General features: G+C 47.0%; 20 protein-coding genes and 3 pseudogenes. 7 read left to right on the top strand and 16 right to left on the bottom strand.

The annotated features are described in order from the left end of the window. Nucleotides 1-124: 124 nt before the first annotated feature. The 7 genes and pseudogenes from WMO29_RS09030 to WMO29_RS09000 form a co-directional block, all read left to right on the top strand. Nucleotides 125-2041, top strand: a pseudogene (locus tag WMO29_RS09030) (helicase-like domain-containing protein); the annotation flags it as partial. Further along, complete coding sequence (locus tag WMO29_RS09025; protein ID WP_009257939.1) at nt 2041-2373, top strand: plasmid mobilization protein; 333 nt, start codon at nt 2041-2043, stop codon at nt 2371-2373. The pseudogene WMO29_RS09030 and the gene WMO29_RS09025, both read left to right, overlap by 1 nt. A 167-nt stretch (nt 2374-2540) precedes the next feature. Further along, nucleotides 2541-2873: pseudogene (locus WMO29_RS09020) on the top strand (NifB/NifX family molybdenum-iron cluster-binding protein); the annotation flags it as partial. A 159-nt stretch (nt 2874-3032) separates the two neighbouring features. After that, nucleotides 3033-3461, top strand: a complete 429-nt coding sequence (locus WMO29_RS09015) for a hypothetical protein (protein ID WP_349164579.1) — start codon at nt 3033-3035, stop codon at nt 3459-3461. 256 nt (nt 3462-3717) lie between these two features. Further along, a complete protein-coding gene (locus WMO29_RS09010; protein ID WP_349164577.1) occupies nt 3718-6351 on the top strand; it encodes a cation-translocating P-type ATPase in 2634 nt (877 codons plus the stop codon). After that, nucleotides 6338-7498, top strand: a complete 1161-nt coding sequence (locus tag WMO29_RS09005) for an AI-2E family transporter (protein ID WP_349164576.1) — start codon at nt 6338-6340, stop codon at nt 7496-7498. The genes WMO29_RS09010 and WMO29_RS09005 overlap by 14 nt, the downstream gene beginning before the upstream one ends. A 79-nt stretch (nt 7499-7577) precedes the next feature. Then, the gene (locus WMO29_RS09000; RefSeq protein WP_349164575.1) at nt 7578-8219 is read left to right on the top strand and encodes an MATE family efflux transporter; all 642 of its coding nucleotides are present in this window, start codon (nt 7578-7580) and stop codon (nt 8217-8219) included. A gap of 52 nt (nt 8220-8271) precedes the next feature. On the opposite strand, the pseudogene WMO29_RS08995 reads toward WMO29_RS09000, so the two are convergent. The 16 genes and pseudogenes from WMO29_RS08995 to WMO29_RS08920 form a co-directional block, all read right to left on the bottom strand. Further along, nucleotides 8272-8454 (bottom strand): annotated as a pseudogene (locus tag WMO29_RS08995) (hypothetical protein); the annotation flags it as partial. 66 nt (nt 8455-8520) lie between these two features. After that, the gene (locus tag WMO29_RS08990) at nt 8521-10047 is read right to left on the bottom strand and encodes a Y-family DNA polymerase (RefSeq protein ID WP_349164574.1); all 1527 of its coding nucleotides are present in this window, start codon (nt 10045-10047) and stop codon (nt 8521-8523) included. A 113-nt stretch (nt 10048-10160) separates the two neighbouring features. Continuing rightward, entirely contained in the window at nt 10161-10988 is an 828-nt protein-coding gene (locus WMO29_RS08985; protein WP_349164573.1) for a TrmH family RNA methyltransferase, read from the bottom strand. A gap of 266 nt (nt 10989-11254) precedes the next feature. Continuing rightward, entirely contained in the window at nt 11255-11566 is a 312-nt protein-coding gene (locus WMO29_RS08980) for a thioredoxin domain-containing protein (protein WP_178038050.1), read from the bottom strand. 15 nt (nt 11567-11581) lie between these two features. Beyond that, nucleotides 11582-12511 (bottom strand): NAD(P)/FAD-dependent oxidoreductase, encoded by a 930-nt coding sequence (locus tag WMO29_RS08975; RefSeq protein WP_349164572.1) that lies wholly within the window; start codon nt 12509-12511, stop codon nt 11582-11584. A 20-nt stretch (nt 12512-12531) separates the two neighbouring features. Continuing rightward, nucleotides 12532-14409 carry an aryl-sulfate sulfotransferase gene (locus WMO29_RS08970; RefSeq protein ID WP_349164571.1) on the bottom strand — a complete coding sequence of 626 codons (1878 nt, stop codon included), beginning with the start codon at nt 14407-14409 and terminating at the stop codon, nt 12532-12534. 31 nt (nt 14410-14440) lie between these two features. Then, complete coding sequence (locus WMO29_RS08965; RefSeq protein ID WP_178038053.1) at nt 14441-15403, bottom strand: sugar-binding transcriptional regulator; 963 nt, start codon at nt 15401-15403, stop codon at nt 14441-14443. 21 nt (nt 15404-15424) lie between these two features. Next, on the bottom strand, nt 15425-15715 hold the full coding sequence (locus WMO29_RS08960; RefSeq protein WP_178038054.1) for a PTS sugar transporter subunit IIB: 291 nt from the start codon (nt 15713-15715) through the stop codon (nt 15425-15427). A 25-nt stretch (nt 15716-15740) separates the two neighbouring features. After that, nucleotides 15741-17171 carry a PTS transporter subunit IIC gene (locus WMO29_RS08955; RefSeq protein ID WP_178038055.1) on the bottom strand — a complete coding sequence of 477 codons (1431 nt, stop codon included), beginning with the start codon at nt 17169-17171 and terminating at the stop codon, nt 15741-15743. Nucleotides 17172-17535: 364 nt separating this feature from the next. Beyond that, on the bottom strand, nt 17536-18414 hold the full coding sequence (locus WMO29_RS08950; protein ID WP_349164570.1) for a DUF3881 family protein: 879 nt from the start codon (nt 18412-18414) through the stop codon (nt 17536-17538). A gap of 104 nt (nt 18415-18518) precedes the next feature. Next, on the bottom strand, nt 18519-19796 hold the full coding sequence (gene serS / locus WMO29_RS08945; RefSeq protein WP_349164569.1) for a serine--tRNA ligase: 1278 nt from the start codon (nt 19794-19796) through the stop codon (nt 18519-18521). A gap of 103 nt (nt 19797-19899) precedes the next feature. Then, nucleotides 19900-20412 carry a DUF4446 family protein gene (locus WMO29_RS08940; RefSeq protein WP_349164568.1) on the bottom strand — a complete coding sequence of 171 codons (513 nt, stop codon included), beginning with the start codon at nt 20410-20412 and terminating at the stop codon, nt 19900-19902. A gap of 72 nt (nt 20413-20484) precedes the next feature. After that, nucleotides 20485-21393 carry a ParB/RepB/Spo0J family partition protein gene (locus WMO29_RS08935; protein ID WP_349164567.1) on the bottom strand — a complete coding sequence of 303 codons (909 nt, stop codon included), beginning with the start codon at nt 21391-21393 and terminating at the stop codon, nt 20485-20487. A 155-nt stretch (nt 21394-21548) separates the two neighbouring features. Then, nucleotides 21549-22316 carry a ParA family protein gene (locus WMO29_RS08930; RefSeq protein WP_158361308.1) on the bottom strand — a complete coding sequence of 256 codons (768 nt, stop codon included), beginning with the start codon at nt 22314-22316 and terminating at the stop codon, nt 21549-21551. 152 nt (nt 22317-22468) lie between these two features. Further along, nucleotides 22469-23296 (bottom strand): 4Fe-4S binding protein, encoded by an 828-nt coding sequence (locus tag WMO29_RS08925; RefSeq protein ID WP_349164566.1) that lies wholly within the window; start codon nt 23294-23296, stop codon nt 22469-22471. Between the two features lie 15 nt (nt 23297-23311). Continuing rightward, complete coding sequence (locus tag WMO29_RS08920; RefSeq protein WP_349164565.1) at nt 23312-24367, bottom strand: DMT family transporter; 1056 nt, start codon at nt 24365-24367, stop codon at nt 23312-23314. Between the last annotated feature and the right edge of the window lie 3 nt (nt 24368-24370).

The raw sequence follows: 24370 nt of genomic DNA, 5'->3' as shown, positions 1-24370 counted from the left end.
TAGGCCGGGTGCGCTGAAAGGTGCACGCCCGGCGTGAGACGGGGGAAAATCCGGAGGAAACGAATGTGCGGCTTCGCCGCACATCACGTTCAAAGGATTACCTATCGTCATTGTTCCTCTACACAAAATGCGAAATGTGGCAGGTCTGTCCACCTCTGAAGCCCAGAAATCTTCGGATATGTTTATGAAGTGCCGCTATATGGATGAGCTGACCGGCGGGCGTGGCGTGATCTTCGCAACCGGTACTCCCGTAAGTAACTCGATGACCGAACTTTATACGGTCATGCGCTATCTCCAGTACAGTACGCTCCAGCAAAAGAAACTGACCCATTTTGATTCCTGGGCATCGACCTTCGGAGAAACGACAACTGCGATTGAGCTTGCACCGGAAGGAACCGGCTATCGTGCCAGAACCCGATTCGCAAAGTTCTTCAACCTGCCTGAACTGATGAATATGTTCAAGGAGGTTGCCGACATCAAGACCTCTGACCAGTTGCATCTCCCTGTTCCCGAAGCAAAGTTTGAAACGGTTGTGGTTCAGCCCTCTGAGTATCAGAAGGATATGGTGGCTTCTCTTTCAGAAAGAGCGGCGGATGTTCATGCCGGTATCGTTGACCCGTCCGTAGATAATATGCTCAAGATTACCAGCGACGGACGAAAATTGGGACTGGATCAGCGGCTGATGAATCCTCTGTTACCCGATGACCCTGACAGCAAGCTCAATGCTTGCGTGGGAAATATCCTGCGTATCTGGCAGGACGGTCAGGCTGATAAATTGACCCAGTTGGTGTTCTGCGACCTCAGCACACCCAAAAATGACGGAACCTTCAATGTCTATGATGATGTCAAAACCAAGCTGATTGCAAACGGTGTGCCTGCGGAAGAAGTTGCCTTTATCCATGATGCAGACACCGAAGCAAAGAAAAAAGACCTCTTTGCCAAGGTTCGCACCGGACAGGTGCGAGTGCTGCTTGGAAGTACGCAAAAGATGGGCGCAGGAACCAACGTCCAGGACAAACTGGTGGCAGTTCACCACCTGGATGTGGGCTGGCGTCCGTCTGATATGACCCAGAGAAACGGTCGTATCATCCGTCAGGGCAACCGAAACAAAGAGGTTCAGGTTTACCAGTATGTGACCGAGGGAACCTTCGATGCTTACCTGTATCAGACCTTGGAAAACAAGCAGAAGTTTATTTCTCAGATTATGACCTCCAAATCGCCGGTTCGCTCCTGTGACGATGTGGACGAGCAGGCATTGTCCTATGCGGAGATCAAGGCGCTGTGTGCCGGCAATCCGCTTATCAAGGAAAAGATGGATTTGGATATTGATGTAGCAAGGCTGAAGGTGCTGAAAGCTGACCACCAGAGCCAGCAGTACCGCATGGAAGATAAGCTCTTGAAATACTTCCCGGCTGAGATTGAAAAGCAGACAAGCTATATTCATGGCTTTGAAGCTGATATGAAAACCGTGGAAGCACACCCGCAGATTGCCGATGGTTTTTGCGGCATGGAAATCATGGGCAAAGCCTACACCGAAAAGGCAGATGCCGGTGAAATCCTCCTTGCGGCTTGCAAGGACACAAAAAGTGCCGATCCGGTTCCGCTTGGCAGTTACCGTGGCTTTCAGATGGAGCTTTCGTTTGACAGCTTCCGGAACGAGTTTGATGTGACCCTGAAGGGCGCTGTGAGCCACAGAGTAGCCCTTGGCACGGATGCACGAGGAAATATCACCCGGCTGGACAATGCCCTTGCAGGCATTCCTGAGCGCTTAGAACGAGCCAATGAGCAGCTGAATAATCTCTACAATCAGCAGGAAGCAGCCAAGGCGGAGGTTGGAAAACCGTTCCCGCAGGAAGCGGAGCTGACAGCAAAAAGTCAGCGACTGGCAGAACTGGATGCAGCTCTGAATATGGAGGACTCTGCGGAAAATCGTGACGGAAGGAGCGAGTCGGAGCGTCCTTCCGTGTTGGCTGATCTGAAATCCAAGTCGGAGCATATCCCGCCTGCAAAATACTCTGAACCCCGTGAGGAGGTGTTGTAATGGCAAAGCGAGACCAGGATGTTCATTTCCTTGCATCCAAGGAGGAGGTCGAGCGAATCCATGAGAAGATGGACGAGCTTGGCATCCGCAGCATGGGAGCCTATCTGCGAAAAATGGCTCTGGACGGGTACTGCATCAGACTGGATTTGCAGGATGTGAAAGCCCTGGTTTCGCTCCTGCGAATCTGCTCCAACAACCTGAACCAGTACGCCAAACGAGCGAACGAAACAGGTAGCATCTATCATGCTGATATTGAGGATTTGCAAAAACGACTGGAGGAGATCTGGACGGACATGAGAGAAGTTCTTGTTCGCCTGTCCTCAATCCAGTAATCCGACAACTTGTCGGGAAGTCGCAGTTTCGGCTGCGGCTTTACATAGGGACATATAACCTTGTTTAGCTGGTAGAATCATTCATATTCTTGTGCTATAATTATTGCAAATGGAGAACTTGAGAGTTCGACAAATCGGAATTTGGCTATTTCGTTGCAACAATACTTAAGATCTACGATGTAGAGGAAGGAAAAGTGGTACATTCAGAAGTAGTGGATACGAATGGAAGCGGACATGGTGCATTGGCAGGGGTTCTTACTGCATTAAATGCAGATGTTTTGATCTGCGGCGGAATCGGAGGAGGTGCTCAGACCGCGTTAGCGGCAGCAGGCATTAAGCTTTTCGGAGGAGTTTCCGGAGATGCAGATAAAGCGGTAGAAGCTTTTATCAATGATGCACTTGATTATAATCCAGATGTGAAGTGTTCTCACCATGAGCACAACCATGGGGAAGGACATACATGCGGCGAGCATGGATGTGGAAGTCACAGCTGTCATTAGGAATGGATATAATGATGCCAGTACGAAAGGATGCGTCATGGTAATGGAAGAATTATCGTGATACATCCTTTTGTATTTTTCCTTGTGTTTCATTTTTATGCGTTCTATAATAAGGTATAGAAACAGCTATACATTCCAAATGATAAGGAGGCAGCCGCTATGAAAAAAATGATAACTACAATCCTTTGCCTTATGCTGACACTTCTTTTCGTCGGCTGCGGAAAAGCCGATACCTCAGAGGTAGAAATCGATTATGGAACCTCTTCCCTTTATTCCAAAGAAGACATGGACGCCGCCATTAAGGTTATACGAAAACAGTTCCGTTCCTTTGAGGGCTGCGAATTACATAGCCTCTCCTATATATCCGATGAAACCTGCAGTGATCCCGATACCCTTGCATGGATGAACGACTTGCGAACGGAAAAAGACGAGAAAGAGCCTTTTACCCAATGCATCGCATTTGACAGCAGCTTCCGCTCACCGGAAAATGGCGGCGGCGCATGGGAAGCGAACGAAGAATACACCTGGTCCTGGTGGCTGGCCCGGAGCGAAGGCGGAAAATGGAAGCTCATGACCTGGGGATATTAAGGGAATTCCGCGGGGAATAAATGGCAAATGAAATATACTTCTTGACAGAAACAACAGCGATGGTATATAGTTTTCTTAAATAAAAGGGAGTAACTTACGCTTGCGAATCTGCGTTTGTGGCGTCGTCAATACGGTGGAAGCATCCGGTGTCACAAGAAAACAGTGAGACTTTTATTGCATATTTATGGTGCAATAAAGGTCTCTTTTTTATACAAAAATTTCTGTTGGCAATACTTAGGAAAAAGGAGGAAATCATATGAAACAAATTTATCAGCAAACACCGGAAGAGGTTCTGAAACATGTGAACAGCAGAGAATCCGGACTTACCGGTGAAGAAGTAAAAAAAGCCAGAGAGATCTACGGCTGGAATGAACTTGCGGAAGGAAAAAAGAAAAGCATCCCACAGATTTTCTTTGAACAGTATCGGGATTTTCTGGTGCTTATTCTGATTGCGTCGGCAATCATATCCGGTGCGCTCGGAGACATGGAAAGCGCGCTCGTTATCCTGATCGTTATCACAATTAACGCAATTTTAGGAACTGTTCAGACAATAAAGGCAGAACAATCCCTGCAAAGCCTGAAGACGCTTGCCGGTCCAGAGGCCAAAGTATCGCGCGACGGCAGAGTCGTTCAGCTTCCGGCAAGGGAGCTGGTCATCGGGGATATCATCTTGCTTGAGGCAGGCGATATGATTCCGGCAGACGGAAGATTAATCGAGAACGCCAGTCTGAAGCTTGACGAAAGCGCTCTCACCGGAGAAAGCCTTGCTGTAGAAAAAAGCCTGGATACTCTTTCCGCAGAGGTTCCCCTTGGCGATCGAACCAATATGCTGTTCTCCGGAAGCTTTGTGACCTATGGCCGCGGCAGGGCAGTTGTGACTGCCATCGGAATGCAGACCGAGGTCGGAAAGATTGCCGGACTTTTGAAATCCACCTCTGAAAAGCAGACGCCTCTCCAGGTAAATCTGGAGGCCTTCGGAAAGAAGCTTTCCATCTTAATTCTGCTTTTCTGCGGAATCTTATTTGCCCTCAGCGTGTTCCGGGGCGAACAGCCCGGCAATGCCTTTCTGTTTGCCGTAGCGCTTGCGGTCGCTGCAATTCCGGAGGCCTTAAGCTCCATCGTCACCATAGTTCTTTCCTTTGGAACGCAGAAAATGGCGAAGGAACACGCTATCATTCGCAAGCTTCAGGCGGTGGAGGGGCTTGGAAGTGTCTCCATTATCTGTTCCGATAAAACAGGAACGCTTACCCAGAACAAGATGACCGTAGAGGATTATTATATAGATGAAAAACGGATTCCCGCATCTGCCATTGATGTAATGGATCCGGCGCAGCGATATCTTCTGAACTGCAGTATTTTATGCAATGATTCAACCAATGAAAACGGAGTCGAAATCGGAGATCCCACAGAAACTGCTCTGATTAATCTGGGAAGCCGCTGCGGAATTCATGCCGCGGAAGTAAGAAGCGCTTATCCCAGGAACGGAGAGCTTCCCTTTGACAGTGAACGTAAAATGATGTCAACCCTTCATAAGATAGACGGTGAAAACCGACTGATCGTAAAGGGCGCGGTAGACTGTCTCCTTGAACGGACAGAACAAATCTGGACCAAAGACGGCGTCCGGGAAATGACAGCGGACGATAAAGAGAAAATCCAAAAACAGAATCAGAAATTTTCCATGGAAGGTCTCCGCGTGCTTGCTTTTACCTACCGGCCACTTCCGGAAGAACATCTCTTAACCGCCGAAGATGAAAATCATCTGATCTTCCTGGGTCTGATCGCTATGATGGATCCGCCAAGAGAGGAATCGAAGGCAGCGGTTGCCGAATGTATCAGAGCCGGAATCCGGCCGGTTATGATCACTGGAGATCATAAGATAACAGCGGCGGCAATCGCGAAAAGAATCGGCATTTTACAGGACTTATCTGAGGCCTGCGAGGGAACGGATATTGAACATTTAAGCGATGAGGAGCTAAAATCGCTGGTTCCGAATATTTCGGTGTACGCAAGGGTATCTCCGGAGCATAAGATCCGTATTGTCCGCGCATGGCAGGAAAGAGGTATGATTGTCGCAATGACCGGAGACGGCGTCAATGACGCCCCCGCGCTGAAACAGGCAGACATTGGCGTTGCCATGGGAATCACCGGAACAGAGGTTGCCAAGGATGCTGCAGCGATGGTACTGACCGATGATAACTTTGCAACGATTGTAAAAGCAGTGGAAAATGGCCGTAACGTCTATCGGAATATTAAGTACGCAATCCAGTTTCTGTTATCCGGAAACTTCGGAGCAATCCTGACGGTTCTTTGCGCGTCGATAGCAGGCTTTCCGGTTCCGTTTGCACCGGTACATCTGCTGTTTATCAATCTTCTGACAGACAGCCTTCCGGCAATTGCCCTGGGCGTAGAGCCCCATAGCAGCGAGGTCATGAAGGAAAAGCCGCGCGCTGCGGGTGAGTCGATTCTGACAAAAGATTTTCTCAACAAAATCGGCCTGGAGGGCCTGGTCATCGGTATCATGACGATGGTTGGATTTCTGACCGGATACCATCAGAACGGCGCGCTGCTTGGAAGCACGTATGCATTTGGAACCCTTTGCCTGTCGCGTCTGTTCCACGGCTTTAACTGCAAATCCGATCACCCGGTTCTCTTTACCAGCCGCTTCTTTCACAATAAATGGCTGTTGGGAGCCTTTGCTCTGGGCGCAGTGCTTATCACAGCCGTACTGACCCTTCCCAGCCTTCATCTCCTGTTTAAGGTGGAATCTCTGAACCTGACGCAGCTTGGCCAGGTATACCTGTATGCAGTTACCAGTCTTTTGCTCATTCAGGCGCTGAAATGGATTCGTATGAAATTAAAAAAGAATGGAGAACACAATGGATCTAAATAACTTATCCATGAAAAAAATCCGCGAACTCATCGTATTTACCGCATTTCTTGTCATTGCGCTGTGGAAATTCGATATCGTGATCGACGTAATAAAAACCATCTGGGACATTCTGTCTCCCTTTGCGCTGGGAGGCGCCATCGCCTTTGTCATCAATGTCCCCATGAGCTTCTTAGAAAAGAAGCTCTTTGGAAAAGCAAAGGAAAAAGGAACGAAGGCCGCCGAAAAATTCGCTCGGCCTATAAGCCTGCTTCTCACCCTTATCGGGATCGTCAGCCTTCTTGTCTTCGTGATGTTTGGAGTCATTCCCCAGCTTACCAGGACTATCGGAACTCTAATCACAAACATCACTGCCTTTATTCCTCAGATGCAGTCCTGGATTCTGGAATTTTCACACAATAACCAGGAAATCATGCAGCTGGTAAACCAGATCCGGTTCGATCCGGACCAGGCTGTCAGATGGGGAATGGGCCTTCTGGGAAAAGGAACCGGAAATATGATGAACACAACCATACTGGCTGTCGGCTCTATCGTCAGCGGTATCACGACCTTTTTTATCGCGTTTTCTTTTGCCTGTTATATTCTGTTTCAGAAAGAAAAACTGCGTATTCAGGTAAGGAAGGTATTTTTTGCCTTTCTCCCAAAAGAAAAAGCGGAAGCTTCCCTTCGAATCTGTTCCCTGACTTATCGGACCTTTGCAAATTTTCTTACCGGGCAGTGCCTGGAAGCGGTGATTCTCGGAAGTATATTTCTCCTTGTCTTAAGTATTTTAAAAATGCCCTATGCGCTTTTAATCGGAATTCTGATTGCGTTTACCGCTTTGATTCCCATTTTCGGCGCATTCATAGGCTGTGCAACGGCAGCCTTTCTCATTTTCATGGTAAGTCCCAAACAGGCTGTTTTGTTTATTCTTGTATTTCTGATTCTTCAACAGCTGGAGGGAAATCTGATTTATCCTCATGTGGTCGGCGGCTCTGTCGGGCTGCCCTCCATCTGGGTGCTTGCGGCTGTGACAATTGGCGGAAATCTGATGGGAATTGTGGGAATGCTTGTCTTTATCCCACTGACCTCCGTTTTGTACACCCTTTTCCGTGAGTACGTATATCTGCGCCTGAAAAAGCGACACATAAACTGGCAAAATTTTTCTTGACCTCTCTTTTTCTCCGCGTTACTATAAGAAAGATTTAAAATCCTATTCTTATGATATCGAAAAGGAGAGCCTGCTATCTATGCTAGACCTGACCGAAGGGCGCCCGTTCCGGGCGCTTCTTATCTTTGCGCTTCCGGTAATCGGAGGCAACCTGTTCCAGTTATTTTACACGCTGGGATCTGCGGCAGTCGCCGGCTATACAGCCGCTACCAAGGCCGATCAGGTATCCGTTCTGGTCAATAACGCCATGATGACCGCTATCTCCAACTATGTGGCTCAAAACTATGGAGCCGGTAAAAAGGACAGAATTCTGGCAGGCGTCCGGGCTTCTCTGCTCCAGACGGAGGCCCTGAATCTCCTGATGTGCGCCGGAATCATTCTGCTGCGCCACCCCATTGTAACACTTTTTATCGCAAATCCCAGTGATGAAATCTTCTCCTACGCCAACGGCTATCTGCTGACCGTAGCTCCCTTCTACTGGCTGCTGGGACTTCTGGCTGTCTATCGGACCAGCATCCAGAGCATGCAGAATGGTACTGCTCCCTTTGCCGCCTGTATGATTGAACTTGTCATGCGTCTGGCTGCCACCATCGGCCTTACGGCAGCTATCGGCTATATGGGCGTCTGTCTGGCCAGTCCTCTGGCCTGGGCCGGAGCCTGCGGACTGCTGATTCCGGTGTATTACCGGATGATCCGAACTCTGAATTTTGCTGATACTTAAGCAGTTATGGTTTTCTTTCTTACGCTGGCTAAGTCTCCCACACCGGTTCTGTCTCCCGGCTGTCCCGCTCCTGTTCCACGCGCTCAGCGGTATTGCGGATAGCCGCCTCATGACCTGTCAGGGCTGCGAAGGGGGAGAACTGGGCCGCCCGATCAGCGCGGGACATCTGGGGATGTACCGTGGACTGGTGGTGCGGTAAATGGATAATATCTTCGTATGAATCTGATTTTCCCATAAATCAAAATCTTCTTTCTAAATGATTTTCTTTCTGATTTTCCGCATAACAAGCGGCAGCTCTGCCCTAGGCCCGGTGGCCTCCGATCTGGCTGTTCCGTCCCCGAGCGGTGGCTCCTTCCTGCAGGTTCGAGCCCTTCAGGATTGCGTTTTTTCCATATCGTTTCTTGATGTCCAGCATGGCTTTCTGCAGACGCTTTTCCTTTTCCAAGGCCTCTTCCTGCGCTTCCGTTTCCTTTTTTTCTGCCTCATAATCGGTAAACAGGCTGAGCTGCTCATAGGTCTCTTTCTTCTGTACGCTCTCTTCCCGCACTAGGTGATTGGCCGTCACTGTAATGCGGCGCACCAGCAGGTTTTTATTTACGATTCTCTCGCACAGCTCTAAAATCGCCTGAATCAGGATAGCAGAGGAGGATGTCTGTCGTTCCAGATTGACCGTACCGTGGGCATGCCTAGGAACCCTGCGTCCATATCGATCCACGGTAATTTCCCCATGATAATTCTTTCTGCGCTCCGGATCCGTCAGGTTGTCAATGTCGTAGCCGACCGTCAGCACCAGCTGATCGGTCACCAATCCTTTATCCACCAGATCCAGCGCCAGCAAATCGGTCATCTCCCGGACCACCATCCGGGCTTTTTCATATTCGTAAGGATACTGCAGCACCTGACCGGAGACTATACTGTTGTTCTCCGGCTTGTACGCCTTAATCTCCGGGATCGTACAGGGCTCCCAGCCCCAGGCGTGATCGATCAGAAGCTCCGCATTGACGCCGAACATTTTATAAAGAAGCTCTTCGTTGTAGTAATCGTCTGGCTTTCCTATGGAACAGCGGGCGACATCACCCATGGTATACATGCCCTGCTCCTGAAGCTTTCTGGCATAGCCGGGCCCCACCCGCCAGAAATCCGTCAGCGGCCGGTGCGTCCAAAGCTTCTGCCGATAGGACATCTCATCCAGCTCCGCAATCCGGATTCCGTCTGCATCCGGTCTGGCATGCTTGGCCAGGATATCCATGGCTATCTTGCACAGATACAGATTCGTTCCGATCCCGGCTGTAGCTGTAATACCTGTCTCCCGGTAAACAGAGCGAATCATTTCTATGGCCAGCCCCCGGGGCGTCTTCCGGTAGGTATGCAGATAGGTGCTCACATCCATGAATACCTCGTCGATGGAATAGACATGCATATCATCCGGCGCAATATAGTTCAGATATATCTCATATATTTGCGAGCTGTATTCCAGATAATACGCCATACGGGGCGTCGCTACAATGTAATCCAGCGCGTATTCCGGATGTGCCGCCAGCTCTGCCGCATCGGAGGATGAGCCTGCAAACCTTCCTCCCGGCGCCCGCCGAAGCCGTTCCGCATTGACCGCACGTACTCTCTCTACTACCTCGAAAAGCCTGGCCCGTCCAGAGATCCCGTATGCCTTCAGCGCAGGCGTCACTGCCAGACAGATGGTTTTTTCCGTCCGCTCCGGATCTGCCACCACCAGATTCGTCGTCAGCGGATCCAGTCCCCGTTCCCGACATTCCACAGAGGCATAGAAGGATTTTAAATCAATCGCCACATAGCAATGTTCTTTTCCCATTTTTCCAAACACCTCCAACCGCTTCCGGTGTCGATTTTCTTATTATGCTTATTATTCTTGTCCTTATTATAAAACAGCCGCATCTTATTTTCAAGAACAAATGTTCGATTTTCTTATCTATTTTTTTGCCCAACCTGCCAGAATGCCACCGCGCTGGCCGCCGCCACATTCAGGGAATCTACCCCGTGGGACATGGGAATTTTTACCGTATAATCACAGTCCGCAATGGTAGAAGCAGCCAGGCCGTCCCCCTCGGTTCCCAGAATCAGTGCCAGCTTTTCCTCACTCATCAGATCCGGATCATCAATACTGACCGAGTCGTCCTTCAAAGCCAGGGCTGCGGTTTTAAAGCCAAGCTCCCGCAACTGTCCGATTCCTTTTTCCGGCCAGTCCTCTTTGTCGAAAAAGGTCCAGGGAATCTGAAATACCGTTCCCATACTGACCCGGACCGCCCGACGGTAAAGGGGATTGCTGCAATCGAAGGTCAGAAGCACCGCATCCATATGAAGGGCAGCCGCGGAACGGAAAATAGCGCCCACATTCGTAGGATTTACCACATTTTCCAGAATGGCAATACGCCGGGCGTTCCCGCACACCTCCCGCACAGACGGAAGGGCTTTCCGGTACATGGCACAGAGCATTCCGCGGGTCAGCTTAAAGCCTGTAAGCTGCGCCAGAACCTCCATTTCCGCTGTGTATACAGGAATATTTTCCAACCGCTCCAGAACCGTCCTTGCTTCTCCCGCAAGCTGCCGTTTTTCCACCAGGCAGGACACCGGCTCATACCCTGCATCCAGCGCCCGTTCGATGACTCTGGGGCTTTCCGCGATAAACATGGCTTCTGCCGGGTTTGCCCGGTTGACTAACTGATTTTCGCTGGTACGCGCGTAGATATCCAGCTCCGGCGCGTCAAAACTGCTGATTTCTATGATATGAGACATATTCTTTTCCTTTTCTTATCTGATTTACACATTCTGAATACATACCATTTATCCACATTTTCTGTTAAACAGAATCTATCTTTCAACATTCTGTTTCTGATTTCCACAATGTACTCTCCTGTTAGAAGGCCTGGAAAATTCGGTATCATTTCGTTATCTATTATAGCAGATAGTCCAAAGCTTTGATATACTGCATTTATAATGGAACACTCGCAAAAAAACGGCAGAGAATTTTCCCTGCCGTTTACTTCTTCTTATCTAATTTTTCACATCTGCTCTTCTAACATTTTCACAATCAAAGGCTTTTGCTGCAGACCGGAAAGACGCTTGAGTTCTTTTCCATCCTTCATAAGAATCAGAGTCGGATAGCCGGATACCTCATACTCCTCTACCAGCTCTTTATTCTTGTCGAAATCCACTTTCAGAATCGTAGCCTTATCCCCACAAGTCTTGTCCACATCTGCCAACACAAAGGAAAGCATTTTACAGGGACCACAGGTACTGGAGAAAAAATCTGCCAGGACAAGCCCCTGGTTTACCAGCTCTCGAAATTCTTTTTCGGTTACTTCTTTTAACATATTTTTCCTCCTCGCTTATCTCTTGAATGTACTCTGAATATAATGCGCTGCGCTCTGGGCTGCGATGGCTCCGTCGGCGCAGGCCGTAATTACCTGACGCAGGTTTTTGGTTATACAATCGCCAGCTCCGAAAACTCCCGGAAGCTTTGTTGCCATGTGTTCGTCAACCTCCACATATCCCATCTTATTCAGTACACCCAACGACTGAAAACATTCGGTAGTCGGCGTCAGACCGATATATTCAAATACTTTATCACAATCCAGACGCCGCTCCGTTCCATCATCCTTCGTTGACTTGAAATGAATTCCCTGAAGCTTCTTATCCCCATAAAACTCAAGCACATCCTGATAAGGATAAATCGTCACATGATCCATGGCTCTTAATTTGTCACAGGCCATTGGATCTGCTGTCAGATCAAACATGGTTACAATAGTCAGTGACTTTACGATTTCCGCCAGATAAATAGATTCCTCCACAGCTGAATTTCCGCCGCCTATCACTACTACATCCTGTCCCCTGCAGGCAGCTCCGTCGCAAATGGCACACCAGCTGATTCCATTGCCTGCATATTTTTTCTCATTTTCTACGCCCAAAGTTCTGGGTCTGGTTCCGGTAGCCAGAATCACCGCGCGAGCCGCATAAACAGCACCGTCCTCTTTACAGCATACCAGTTTCAGGCCGTTCTCTTCCTTCACTTCTTCCACGGTCCGATAATCAAACTCCACATTCAATTCCTGCGTATGCTGATACATTTGAATCGCCAGTTCCGCACCATTGATTGTACCCATTCCTGTGTAGTTCTGAATCTCATTGGTGTTTACAATCTGTCCTCCGGGCGCCAGCTTATCCAGCATCAGTACAGACAAATTTGCTCTTGCTGCGTAAATAGATGCTGTCATGCCTGCCGGACCACTTCCTACAATAATCAAATCATACGTTTTCATACTTTTCGCCTTCCCATTCTCTACGGACAATGAATCTGAATTCCGGTTTCAAATTTCTGATCGTCTACAATTACCCGCACATCAAAATCACCATGCAGGCCCGCCTTATTTACACTGAGTGTTATATTTCTTGGATCCTTCTCAATAAATGTTCCGCAACACAAAGCTGTAAACTTATTTTTAGAGGTGGAAATAAAATATCCGTGCTGTTCATCACTGTTCGGCTTCTCCAGCATCAGCATCACCAGCTGGCCGCCTTCGAAAATAGCCTTGAAGGTAAACCTGTCCTCTTCCTCGGTAAAGCTTGCCTCATACCGATAAGGAAGCAGCTCTCCGCTGGGTTCCATGGGAATCAGGGTGTCGAACTCGGGAGTCACACCCATCTCACCCACTCGCTCTCCTTCGCCAAGAGGAAGATTCTCCTGATCATGGTATAACGAAAGCTTTTCCGCGCGGTAAAAATTGCCTTCTATCTTCAGTTCCATAATGACCTTGTTATCCAGAACTTCTACGGTAATACTCTCCGCCCGGACGTTGGGATCTCCCTGCATCAGCGCCGCCGGCTTTTCAGAAGCATGTTCACCGTAATACTGAATTCCACCGGAATGTACCAGATAATGTCCTTCATTATAAAACTCCACATTTCCAATATAAGAAGAGAAAAATTCCTCGCCCAGTTCCTTGCCGTACTGCCAACGCTGCTCAATGGTCATGTCTTCGCGGTTGATACGATAAAGAACGCCTCTGGAAAAGTTATCTTTATTCAACAGAAACTTCTCCCGAATCTTGGAGCGGTAATGACCGTTGTCAAAACACATGATGTCACCGTTCGGCGTCACAAGGCAGGCATGCTGCTCATATGGCCAGTCGAAATCCCCCTCCCCAACGGGCTTAAAAAAATATTTCAGCTTTTCTTCCGGCCAGGTCTCCGGATCGCCTAAAATCCAGTTCAACTCGCCCGTCTCATAATCAATGTTGATAATACTGTCCGTGTGCCGGCCGGACAAGGTGATAGAATTCGTGTTTTTGTCATACCACAATGCGTTATTGTGGAACCAGTCCTTATCCGTGTAGCCGCCTGACGGGCCGTCTCCCGGAGTCAGGCAATCCTTCAGATCCCATTTTTTCAAAATTGCTCCTGTTTTTCTGTCAATAAGAACTATTTCATCCTCGACAGTTTCATAGGTGGGAGATTCTGTCAAAATCAGAAGATTGCCATCCTCCATTTCCCATTGATCGTGATGATATCCGCCCGGGATGCTGTATTCTTTTATAATTTTGCCTGCCATAGTCATTTCATACAATCCGGACATATAATAGGGCATCTTCAGCACACGCTCTGTACCGATGAGGAAATTCCCATTTTTCAGGCGCTTCAAATCAAAAACTACCGGAGCTGTCAGATGCCACCGGATGTCTCCCCGATAGTCAAAACCGGTCGCAAGCGCATTTAATGACGGCGTTACAAAAATAAGATCTCCGGAAGTGTACTCCGGTTCTGTTTTCATATGAATCAGCCGTGGCTCATCGCCGCTTAATTTTTCTGTTTGAATTCGAATTTCATGCGCGTCTTTTTCGTAGGCACGCAGTTCTACTTTATTTTCAAAGTCTGCATAGAGCCCCAAAACCGGAAGTATATGCTCCTTTGCCGGCGGAAATGTATGCACAATATTTCCCCGCGCTTCTTTCCCGTATACTGTTACGGTCACTGCTGTCTCTTCCTCTGTCATAAACATTACGACCGCTGCCAGTGGGTTAATCAGATATGGGTTTATTTTTACAAATGGCTTTTCTATGGTATAAGTGCCCTTCCGGAACTCCTCCAGCATGACCCGCTCCGCTTCTGCCTGCCGTCTCACAAGACTTTCACAAAAGCTGTACAAAATCTGTTCTGCCATATTTTTTCTTACTCCTCCCTGAACCCTTCCTTTACATGTCCAGAAGTTTTTCAGCTATCCTGCTGTCTGTAATCAGACAATTTATCAGTTTTCCTTTCAACGCCGCCAGAATTGCCTGTGTTTTATCAATGCCGCCCGCAACTGCTATAACATGCGGAACTTTTTTTAATTCTTCAAAAGAGATTCCAATAATCTTATCATTGATCGGATCTGAAAGTTTTTTTCCGTTTTTATCCAGAAAATAGCCGCAAAGATACCCTACAGCACCATTTTTTACCAAGTCCTGCATTTTTTCTTCTGTCAGATAGCCTGCCCAGGTATTCTTTTTTCGTTCCGTGGAGACATCCGCAATGCCCGTTACCACATAATCTGAACGTCGGATGATTTCTATTACCCGTCGGATGACACTTTCCTTTAGCAGTTCTTTTCTTACAATATCGCTGTTGATATACATGGGTGCATATAGAAAATGGGCCGTTCCCTGATAAATCTTAGCCATCTTCTGAACCAGGCTTGTCACATCGATATCCAGATTATAATTGTCTGTGGAATTTCCCACGACCTGTACCACCTGGATTTTCTTCGGCTCAGAGGGCGTGATATTCTTTATGGTCTGATACATGGTCTTGCCCCAGGACAGGCCTACGATGTCACCATCCTTCAGCGTCTCGTCCAGATAGCCCGCAGCCATTTCCCCGATTCGTTTAATGGAAATATCCGTACTCTCATTTCCATATAGATCCACCACTACCCGGGCATCCTGCAAACCAAATTTCCGTTTCAGCTCCGTCTCCAGCTTCATAGAACGTTTTAATGGATAATTAATATGAAATTCTACTATATTCTCTTCCCGCGCGATACGAAGAGCGCGGGAGACCTTGGCTTTGGAAAAGAAGAGCATGTTCGCAATATCAATCTGTGACATTCCTTCCACATAATACATTCTGGCTATCTCGGCAATGACAGATAATTCCTCATCCCCATACTGTTTCATTTCCAAAGCCCCCTGTTCTTTTTAGTTAGCGAATCCGCCCTCTCTCAGCTTTTCTTCCAGCTCTTTTTTATTCATCAGATTCTTCAGACCGATGATTTTAGTTTTAGAACCTTCTTTCAGCTTAAAGCTGTCTACAAAATTCTCGCCTACCACAATCAGATCATAGTCATGGGCGGTAGATTTCGCTTCGTCGATGCTGGTATGATGAACAGTATTTTCAATTCCCAGCTTTTTTAATACATTTGCGCAATTCATTTTCAGTAACTGTGAGCTTCCCATACCACATCCACATGCAACTAATACTTTCAGCATTTTGGGCCTCCTTACATCTATGTCTTTATTCTTCTCCTACATTAAAGTAGTTTTCCTTATTGCGGCGATACTGCAGCTGCGGGATAGCAAGCATTCCCACGATACAGACAATCACGCCCGGTACTGCCAGATACTTCATAATATAACCCATCAGCGGCCACAGTGTTGCCCAGTCCAGATTGCCTACGTAGCCGCCAAAAGAACCCATCTGGAAAAGTCCGATTGCCACGGCGCTGCCAAGAACCTGTAAAAGACCGGAACCGATACAACATGCCATCAGAGCCCGGAAACCGCCCTTCATATTGGCATAAAGGCCGATGGTTGCATTATCATAGAACAACGGTACGAAGCCCGGAATAATCATCAGCGGGGATTTAAAAATCAGAAGTCCCGCAATTGCAATTAACTGTCCTACCGCACCAAACAGGAATCCCAGTGTCTCAGCATTGGAATCACCGAAGGAATAGGTAGCCGCACAGTCTACTGCGGGAAGGGATCCCTTCAGTACAGAACCGGAGATTCCGTCGAAAGACTCTACCATCTCACCTACAAACATACGGATACCTGTTTTCAGGATAACCAGAGCCACTGCAAAGGATGCGCAGCGCTGGAAAATATATACCGGGAATGCCAGGTTCTTTCCAAAATTGGCTGTATCAATCTCACGAAGTAAATCCTGTCCAAGAATTACCATAATGAAACCGAAGAACAGAAGCATAATCAGAGTTGTAGATACTACATAGTCGTCCAGCACCTTCATTGCGCCGCCCAGCTTCAACTCTTTCTTTTCTCCATCTTTTTTCTTGCTCTTGAAGATGCCGCCAAAGCGATATGCGAACCATACGCCCAGCATCTGCTGATGACCAATGGCAAAACCTGCTCCGTCTGTCAGTTCCTGTGTTGCTTCTACGGTCAGGTTTGAGAATACGGACCAGTAGGTTCCACAAAGCAAACCAACCAGAATAATTCCTGTCATATTCCGGAAGTTTGGAAGAAGGAAAAAGATAATCCAAGTCGCTACCGTAGACTGTTTTACCATGATATGACCTGTGGTAAACAGGGTACGAACCTTGGTAACCTTACGGAAGAATACCAGAATGATATTCCATACAAACGCAACCAACAGCGTAACCATTGCAAAAGAGGTTGTCACACCGATACTCTCCAATGCACTGTTTGCCGCGGTCAGACCGAAGTTCGGGTCAATAACTACCGCACTGATCTGCCATTTCTGCTGAATACCGTTCAGCAATGGATCTACCGTTCCTTTTAACAGGCCGGCTCCAGACTGAAGCATCATGTATCCGACTACAGTACGGATGAAGCCCGCACCGATTTCATACCATTTTCTTTTCAGAAGTATGTAGCCCAGCACAACTATCAGGCCGATAAAGATGGCCGGCTGCGATAGGACATTATTGAAGAACACTGTCCAGATATTTGTTATAATATTCATACATTTTCCCACTTTCTTTTGTCTTTACCTTCTTGCCATTCGTCATTCTGACGAATTTATCATATAGTTCCACGCGTGTTATTGACATAATACGTTATTTCTGAAACTTAGTCAATTATTTCACATATTTTTGAGATTAATTTCACGTATTTCTTTCAGGTGCTGAAATTTCATGCACAAACCGTTTTTATCCTACATAATTATGAAAAAAAAGAAGGTACTATCCATATTCTTCGTCATCCGACAAGCGTATGGGATCGTACCTTCAATCTGATCTATCATAAAGATAAATATATTACAGAATCTATAGAACTTTTAAACCATCTTTTCGTATTGTGTTAAAAGCCTGTTTTATAACAGGCTTTTAATTATGGTAAATAACCTCTCCCTGCATCCAGACCACGCCCTTGAAACGGCGTCCTACTTCCGGCTCGCCCAGCAGGTCCTCCTTGTTGATGCAGACCTCGAAGATCAAATCGTGGCTTTCCAGCGTCAGAACATAGACCCATTCCTTCGTCAGGCTGTTCTGCACCAGATTGCAGTCGAGAATTTCTCCCAGCACATTATAATGGTCGCACTCCACGCCGTACGGCATGAAATACGTGGATACAATTGAGAACACATCCTCATGGGCAATCCGCCGGGAAATCATGGAATAGGTGTCCATGTCCTCAATGGTCAGGTTCTCGATGGCCTCCTCATCCCCCTCACGGGCGGCTTTGATAAGCTTCGTCCGCTGCAGAATTGCCTTCGTGTTCTCCTCCGGCGTCAGGCTCTGGGCCACCGGCAGAAGAATCTTGCCTTCTGTGGACAATCCTGCGAATTTCAGTGTGACAGTGCAGGATGAGAAATGGCTCCGCCGCCGTTCACTCAAATAATCCGCCACATTTTGTACATAGAAAATGATCGTGACGCCCATGGCCAGATCGTCGATGACGCCCGCGTAGGATTCTTTCTCCGCATGGCGCTCGATGGTAATATTGTCGTAGAATTTCTCCTGTCTTCCCTGAAAATAGGGAAAATAATATTCGCTCTGATATTCTTCGCGGTCATTGTACTCCCCCCGCAGCATGATGCCCATGCCCGGTGCGAATTCCTTCCGCCGCTCTGAGAAATCGCGTCCTCCATACTCACCGGAAGTCCGTTCACTCTGGTAGCTTTCCTCTGTCATTTTCAACAGGTAATTCAATTCTTCTTTGGTCTGGATTCGGCTGAATCCGATGGCTCTCAGATATTCATGCACTGTAATCACCTCCTTCGGGATCCGTTATCCACAATTCCACCGGGTTATCCACTTTTGTGGAAAACCCGGTGAGTATGTGGATATCTTTTATCTGGAATCTTTTTTTATCGAATCTCTTTCATACCGCCCATGTACGGCTGCAGCGCCTCCGGAATACGAACGCTTCCGTCTGCCTGCAGGTTATTCTCCAGGAATGCGATCAGCATACGCGGCGGAGCAACTACGGTATTATTTAATGTATGCGCGAAATACTTGCCCTTTTCCCCGTTGATACGGATTTTCAGACGGCGTGCCTGTGCGTCGCCCAGGTTGGAGCAGCTTCCTACCTCGAAGTACTTCTTCTGACGCGGAGACCATGCTTCTACGTCTACAGACTTCACCTTCAGGTCAGCCAGGTCACCGGAGCAGCACTCCAGCGTACGTACCGGGATGTCCATGGAGCGGAATAGGTCTACGGTATTCTGCCACAGACGATCAAACCACATCTTGCTGTCCTCCGGCTCGCAGACTACGATCATTTCCTGCTTTTCAAACTGGTGAATACGGTATACGCCTCTCTCCTCCAGGCCGTGGGCACCCTTCTCCTTACGGAAGCACGGAGAATAGCTGGTCAGAGTCTTTGGCAGCTCATCCTTCTGCAGGATGCTGTCGATGAATTTTCCGATCATAGAATGCTCGCTGGTACCGATCAGATACAAATCCTCGCCCTCGATCTTGTACATCATAGCGTCCATCTCCGCAAAGCTCATAACGCCGGTAACCACGTTGCTGCGGATCATGAAAGGCGGTACGCAATAGGTAAAGCCTCTGTTAATCATGAAATCACGGGCATAGGCCAGCACTGCGGAATGCAGTCTCGCAATATCGCCCATCAGGTAATAGAATCCGTTTCCGGCTACCTTTCTTGCGCTGTCCAGATCGATGCCGTTGAAACGCTCCATAATCTCGGTGTGGTACGGAATCTCGAAATCCGGAACTACCGGCTCGCCGTAACGCTGAACCTCTACGTTCTCGCTGTCGTCTTTCCCGATCGGTACACTCGGGTCAATGATGTTCGGGATAGTCATCATATCCTTCAGGATCTTCTCATCCAGCTCTTTTTCCTTCTCGGAAAGCTCTGCCAGACGGTCTGCCTCTGCAGCTACCTGTTTCTTAACTTCCTCTGCCTCTTCCCTCTTGCCCTGGCCCATCAGCGCGCCGATCTGCTTGGACAGCTTGTTACGCTCTGCACGTAAGCTGTCTGCTTCCTGCTGAGCAGCTCTCTTCTGCGCGTCCAGCTCGATGACCTCGTCTACCAGGCCAAGCTTCTGATCCTGGAACTTATTGCGGATGTTCTGTTTTACGATTTCCGGGTTCTCTCTTAAAAATTTTATATCCAGCATGTTTTTTCTCCTTTACTGCTTTCGATACTTAATTTTGCGTCAATCGTACAAGCACGTTGACTCTCTAACGCTCACTTAATCATATAATATCTCTGTGTTTTTTTCAAGCCTGGCTTTTGGCTTTATCCAGGGCTTTCTGCTCGTCCTCGGAGAGAAGGATTTCACTTTCTCCGTTTTTAATTTCCTTGATGTAGGAATAACCGCCTTCGTTACCATAGACGGAATTGATCAGAAATCCGTTATTTTCCTGATCCAGCAGGGCCAAAGCAAAGCTCAAATCACCGCTCATTTCACGAAAGGCATTGTACTTTACCATTCCCATTTTCTGGAAAGTAATTTTCTGGTTCTTGCGGAGGCCAATGATATCTTCACGCAGAATATGGTTCATCTGGTCCACCTTCTCTGCCTTTTCGATACAGGATAAAATAGTTTCCTCCAGGCTTTCCGCATCTTTGCCGCGCATGTAGCGATCCAGCTTGCGACGCAGCTTTTTTAGTTTACATAATGTCGCAATTATTAAAATCAACAAAATCAGAATCAACGCCAGCATTCCGGCCAGAATGTAGGCTGTATCGATCCCGGTTACCTGATAGACGTACTCTAAAATCGGACTCATCTTAGTGTTCTCCTTTCCTTGATCTGCGCGTGTTTTCAGCGCATCCAGGGATCCCCGTAGGGGATTTCTCCTCTAATTCTTTCTGGTGATGGCTTCGAAGATTCGCTCCAGGTCTTCCCGGGAGTAATATTCGATCTCGATCTTTCCTTTTCCCTTGGCCTTCTGTTTGATCGACACCTTGGTTCCCATGGCCGCTTTCATTTTTTCCTCCAGATCATTGTAAATAAAATCGTCCACCGGATCATTCTTCGGCTTTTCCGGCTTATTTTCCTGGATCTTCTTTACCAGTTTTTCTACTTCACGGACACTCAGCTTTTCGTCAAATACTCTGGCAGCCATATTGACCTGCAGCTCCGGATCTTCAATTCCCAGCAATGCTCTGGCATGACCGGTACTTAGCATGTCGTCAATGAGCATCTGTTGTACCCGTTCATCCAGCTTCAGAAGACGCATGGAGTTAGTGACAGCGGCACGGCTTTTCGATACCCGCTCCGCCACTTCGTCCTGCTTCAGATGAAATTCGTTCAACAGTTTTTTGTAGGCTAAAGCTTCCTCGATGGGGTTCAGGTTTTCTCTCTGGATGTTCTCGATCAGGGAGATTTCCATGATTTCCAGATCCGTGTATTTCTTAATAATGACCGGAACTTCTTTTAAGCCCGCCATCTTGGCTGCGCGCCAACGGCGTTCGCCTGCGATAATTTCATAGAAACCGTTCTTCTCCTGAACCACCAGGGGCTGGATGACGCCGAACTGTTTGATGGATTCTGCCAGCTCCGCGAGGGAATCTTCATCGAACTGCTTTCTAGGCTGATCCTCTCTCGGTCCTATCTTGGAAAGCTTTACTTTCTGCTCGACTGGTTTTTCTACCACCTTCTCTACTATTTTTTCTACTACTTTCGTCTTTTCCTGAGGCGCTGGTTTGATCGTCTCCGGAATCAGACTGTCCAGACCCTTTCCGAGTCCTCCTCTTCTTGCAGCCATGCCTGCTCCTTTCTATTCCTTGCTACTGTTCACTTCATTCACGCTAATCGTTTCGTGTGAAAATGACTGAGAACAGCAATATGCCTTTTCATTTTATACTTATATCCTTTTCATGCTTTGTAATGTAAGTATTCATAAACAGGTTTTATCTGCTCTTATTCCTCCGGACGGTTAATGACCTCCTCGGCCAGGGCACGATAACTTTCTGCGCCGGTGGATTTGGGATCGTAGACTGTGATCGGATATCCATGGCTGGGCGCCTCAGCCAGACGTACGTTTCGTGGGATGATGGTGCTGTATACTTTCTGTTTGACGTTGGCACGGACATTTTCTACTACCTGCAACGACAGGTTGGTGCGGGCGTCAAACATAGTGAATACGATACCCTCGATGTCCAGGTACGGATTCAGACGTTCACGAACCAGATTGATCGTGTGGATCAGCTGACTTAAGCCCTCCAGCGCATAATACTCACACTGAATCGGCACCAGTACGGTATCTGCCGTAGTCATGGCATTGATCGTCAACAGATTCAGAGACGGCGGACAATCAATGATGATAAAATCATATCGATCACGGATCGTTTCTACCGCCTTCTTAATAATGAATTCTTTTTCATTAATTCCAATCAGTTCAATCTCAGCGGCTGCCAGATCCACATTCGACGGAATCAAATGAAGATTTTCAAATTCCGTATATTCGATACAGTCCTGGATTTCTTTTTCTCCCAGAATCAGGTCATAGATGGTCGTTTCAACCTGATTTTTGTCAACTCCCACTCCACTGGTGGCATTTCCCTGGGGATCGCTGTCTATCAAAAGTACTTTTTTTCCTTTTTCGGCCAGAGCCGCAGCCAGGTTAATCGATGTTGTAGTTTTGCCAACGCCACCTTTCTGATTGGCAACTGCTATGATTCTTCCCATTTTTTTCTCCTTCGATCAAAGGTAGGGCGCAGATTGCCTTGCCTTCGAGAGATGTTTCACGTGAAACATTTAAGCTATATTTTCGTTTTGTCGCGTTAAAATTTATTATAACACAGGATATTTTAGATTGCTATACAGAAACAAATTTTCCCTTATAATGCCTTCCGAGGACAGGCTTTGACACATTCCATACAAAGTATACATTCTGTGCCGTTTTTTCGTTTTCTGGAATTGTCTGTAATATCCACATCCATCGGACATACTCTTTTACACTTTCCACAGGAAATACATTTTTCCACATTACATTTGACACGAACCAGAGAAAAATAACTTGCAGGCTTCAGAAATACCGTGATCGGACAGAGATATTTACAAAAGGCCCGGTTATCCTTGAAAAGAAAAGCAAGTATAATTCCAATTACGTAATAAAGAATATTTCCGATCACAAAACTCCAAAACATGATGCGCTCCAGATGTCCCACCTGAAGCAAAAATAGGGAAGCTACAAAAATCAATGATATTCCAAATGTGACATAACGTAACTTTTCCCATTTTATATTACGGGAAGTCTGGGGAATTCTGTAGGGAAGGAAATCCAGAACCATGGCTGTCCAACAAGCATAGCCGCACCAGCCTCTTCCAAAAACAAGCGCCCCAAATATTTTTGCAACGGCATAATGTATCGTTGCCGCTTCAAATACACCGGTAAACAGATAATACCAAAATCCCTCGATCTGCATATTTTCTCCGCAAATCAAGCCCAAATACACGAGCATATAGAGACCAACCAATAGTTGTACCATATGTCTGGCATATCGATAGTTCCTTTGAAAGAGCAGTAATCCAACTGCCAACACGGTACCTATGTAAGAAAAATTAAACAAGTAAAATACCTGTTCCTTTGTCAGCCACAAAATCACCGCTATACTTTCAAATATCAGCCAAAGTCCAACCGGAATATACCATCTTTGACGTTTCACTTTTGCTCCTTCTCTCTATTTATCTGATAAATGTGCCAACCGATGTTCCTCACTATTTTTGTAATCTCCGTGCGTATGCCCATGTTTCTTTTCTGATGTGATATGATGATGTTCATGTGTATGAGTAATGATATGGGTATGAATTCTTCCGTTATGAACATGAACAACGATATGGGAATGCTCATGGAAATGATATCTTACCATAGTGTCATACACAACCATAATGCTGCCAATCATCATAAAGATGAGTCCTACAAAATAAGCGGTTGTAAGTTCTTCTCCATTTATAAGAAAGGCTAAAAATGTACCTACAAAGGGTGCCACCGCATAATATGCGCTTGTTTTTGCCGCTCCCAAATTCTTCTGTGCCCTGATATACATAAAGATACTAAGTCCATACGCTACAAATCCAAGCAGCATGGCAAGCATCATATACTTCCATTCCGGAATATGCTCTCTTAAAATAAAGGAAATCATCAGAGAACCACCGCCTGAGAAGATTCCCTTTAAAAACACGATTTCATAAGTACTCTTATCTGAAATCTTTCTGGTACAATTATTTTCCAGTCCCCAACAGCAGGTCGCCAGAATAACAAACAGAGAACCGAGAGAAAACTGAAAACTACCGCTCCCTTCAAAGGAAAGCACAATGCTGGATACTGTAATAAAACCAATCGCTGCCCAGAGCCTGGCCGTCACCTTCTCCTTAAATACCAGCAGCGCAATCAGCGTTGTTGTTACAATTTCGAAATTTTCCAATAGCGAAGCGTTTGACACGGATCCGATACGGATTCCAATCATCAGAAATATAGGCGCTGCGATATCCAGCACGATCATTCCTATGGTATATGGAAGATCCTTTTTTGTCAGCCTTTCTAACTTATCCTCCCCTTTTATATGAAACAAATACAGAAATCCAACTCCGATTCCGGCGCCAAGATATAGAAACGCAGCCATCAACGTAGGCGGTATCTGATTTAGAAGAATTTTTGAAAACGGGGTATTGATTGCATAGAAAATAGCTGCAAGTAACGCCAGCACCACTGCTATTGCCTGTCTCTTTTTATTCATACT

Source organism: Laedolimicola intestinihominis, assembly GCF_040096155.1.
GTDB lineage: Bacteria > Bacillota > Clostridia > Lachnospirales > Lachnospiraceae > Laedolimicola > Laedolimicola intestinihominis.
Note: the sequence above shows the minus strand (reverse complement) of the source record. Positions and strands in the feature narration are given on the sequence as shown.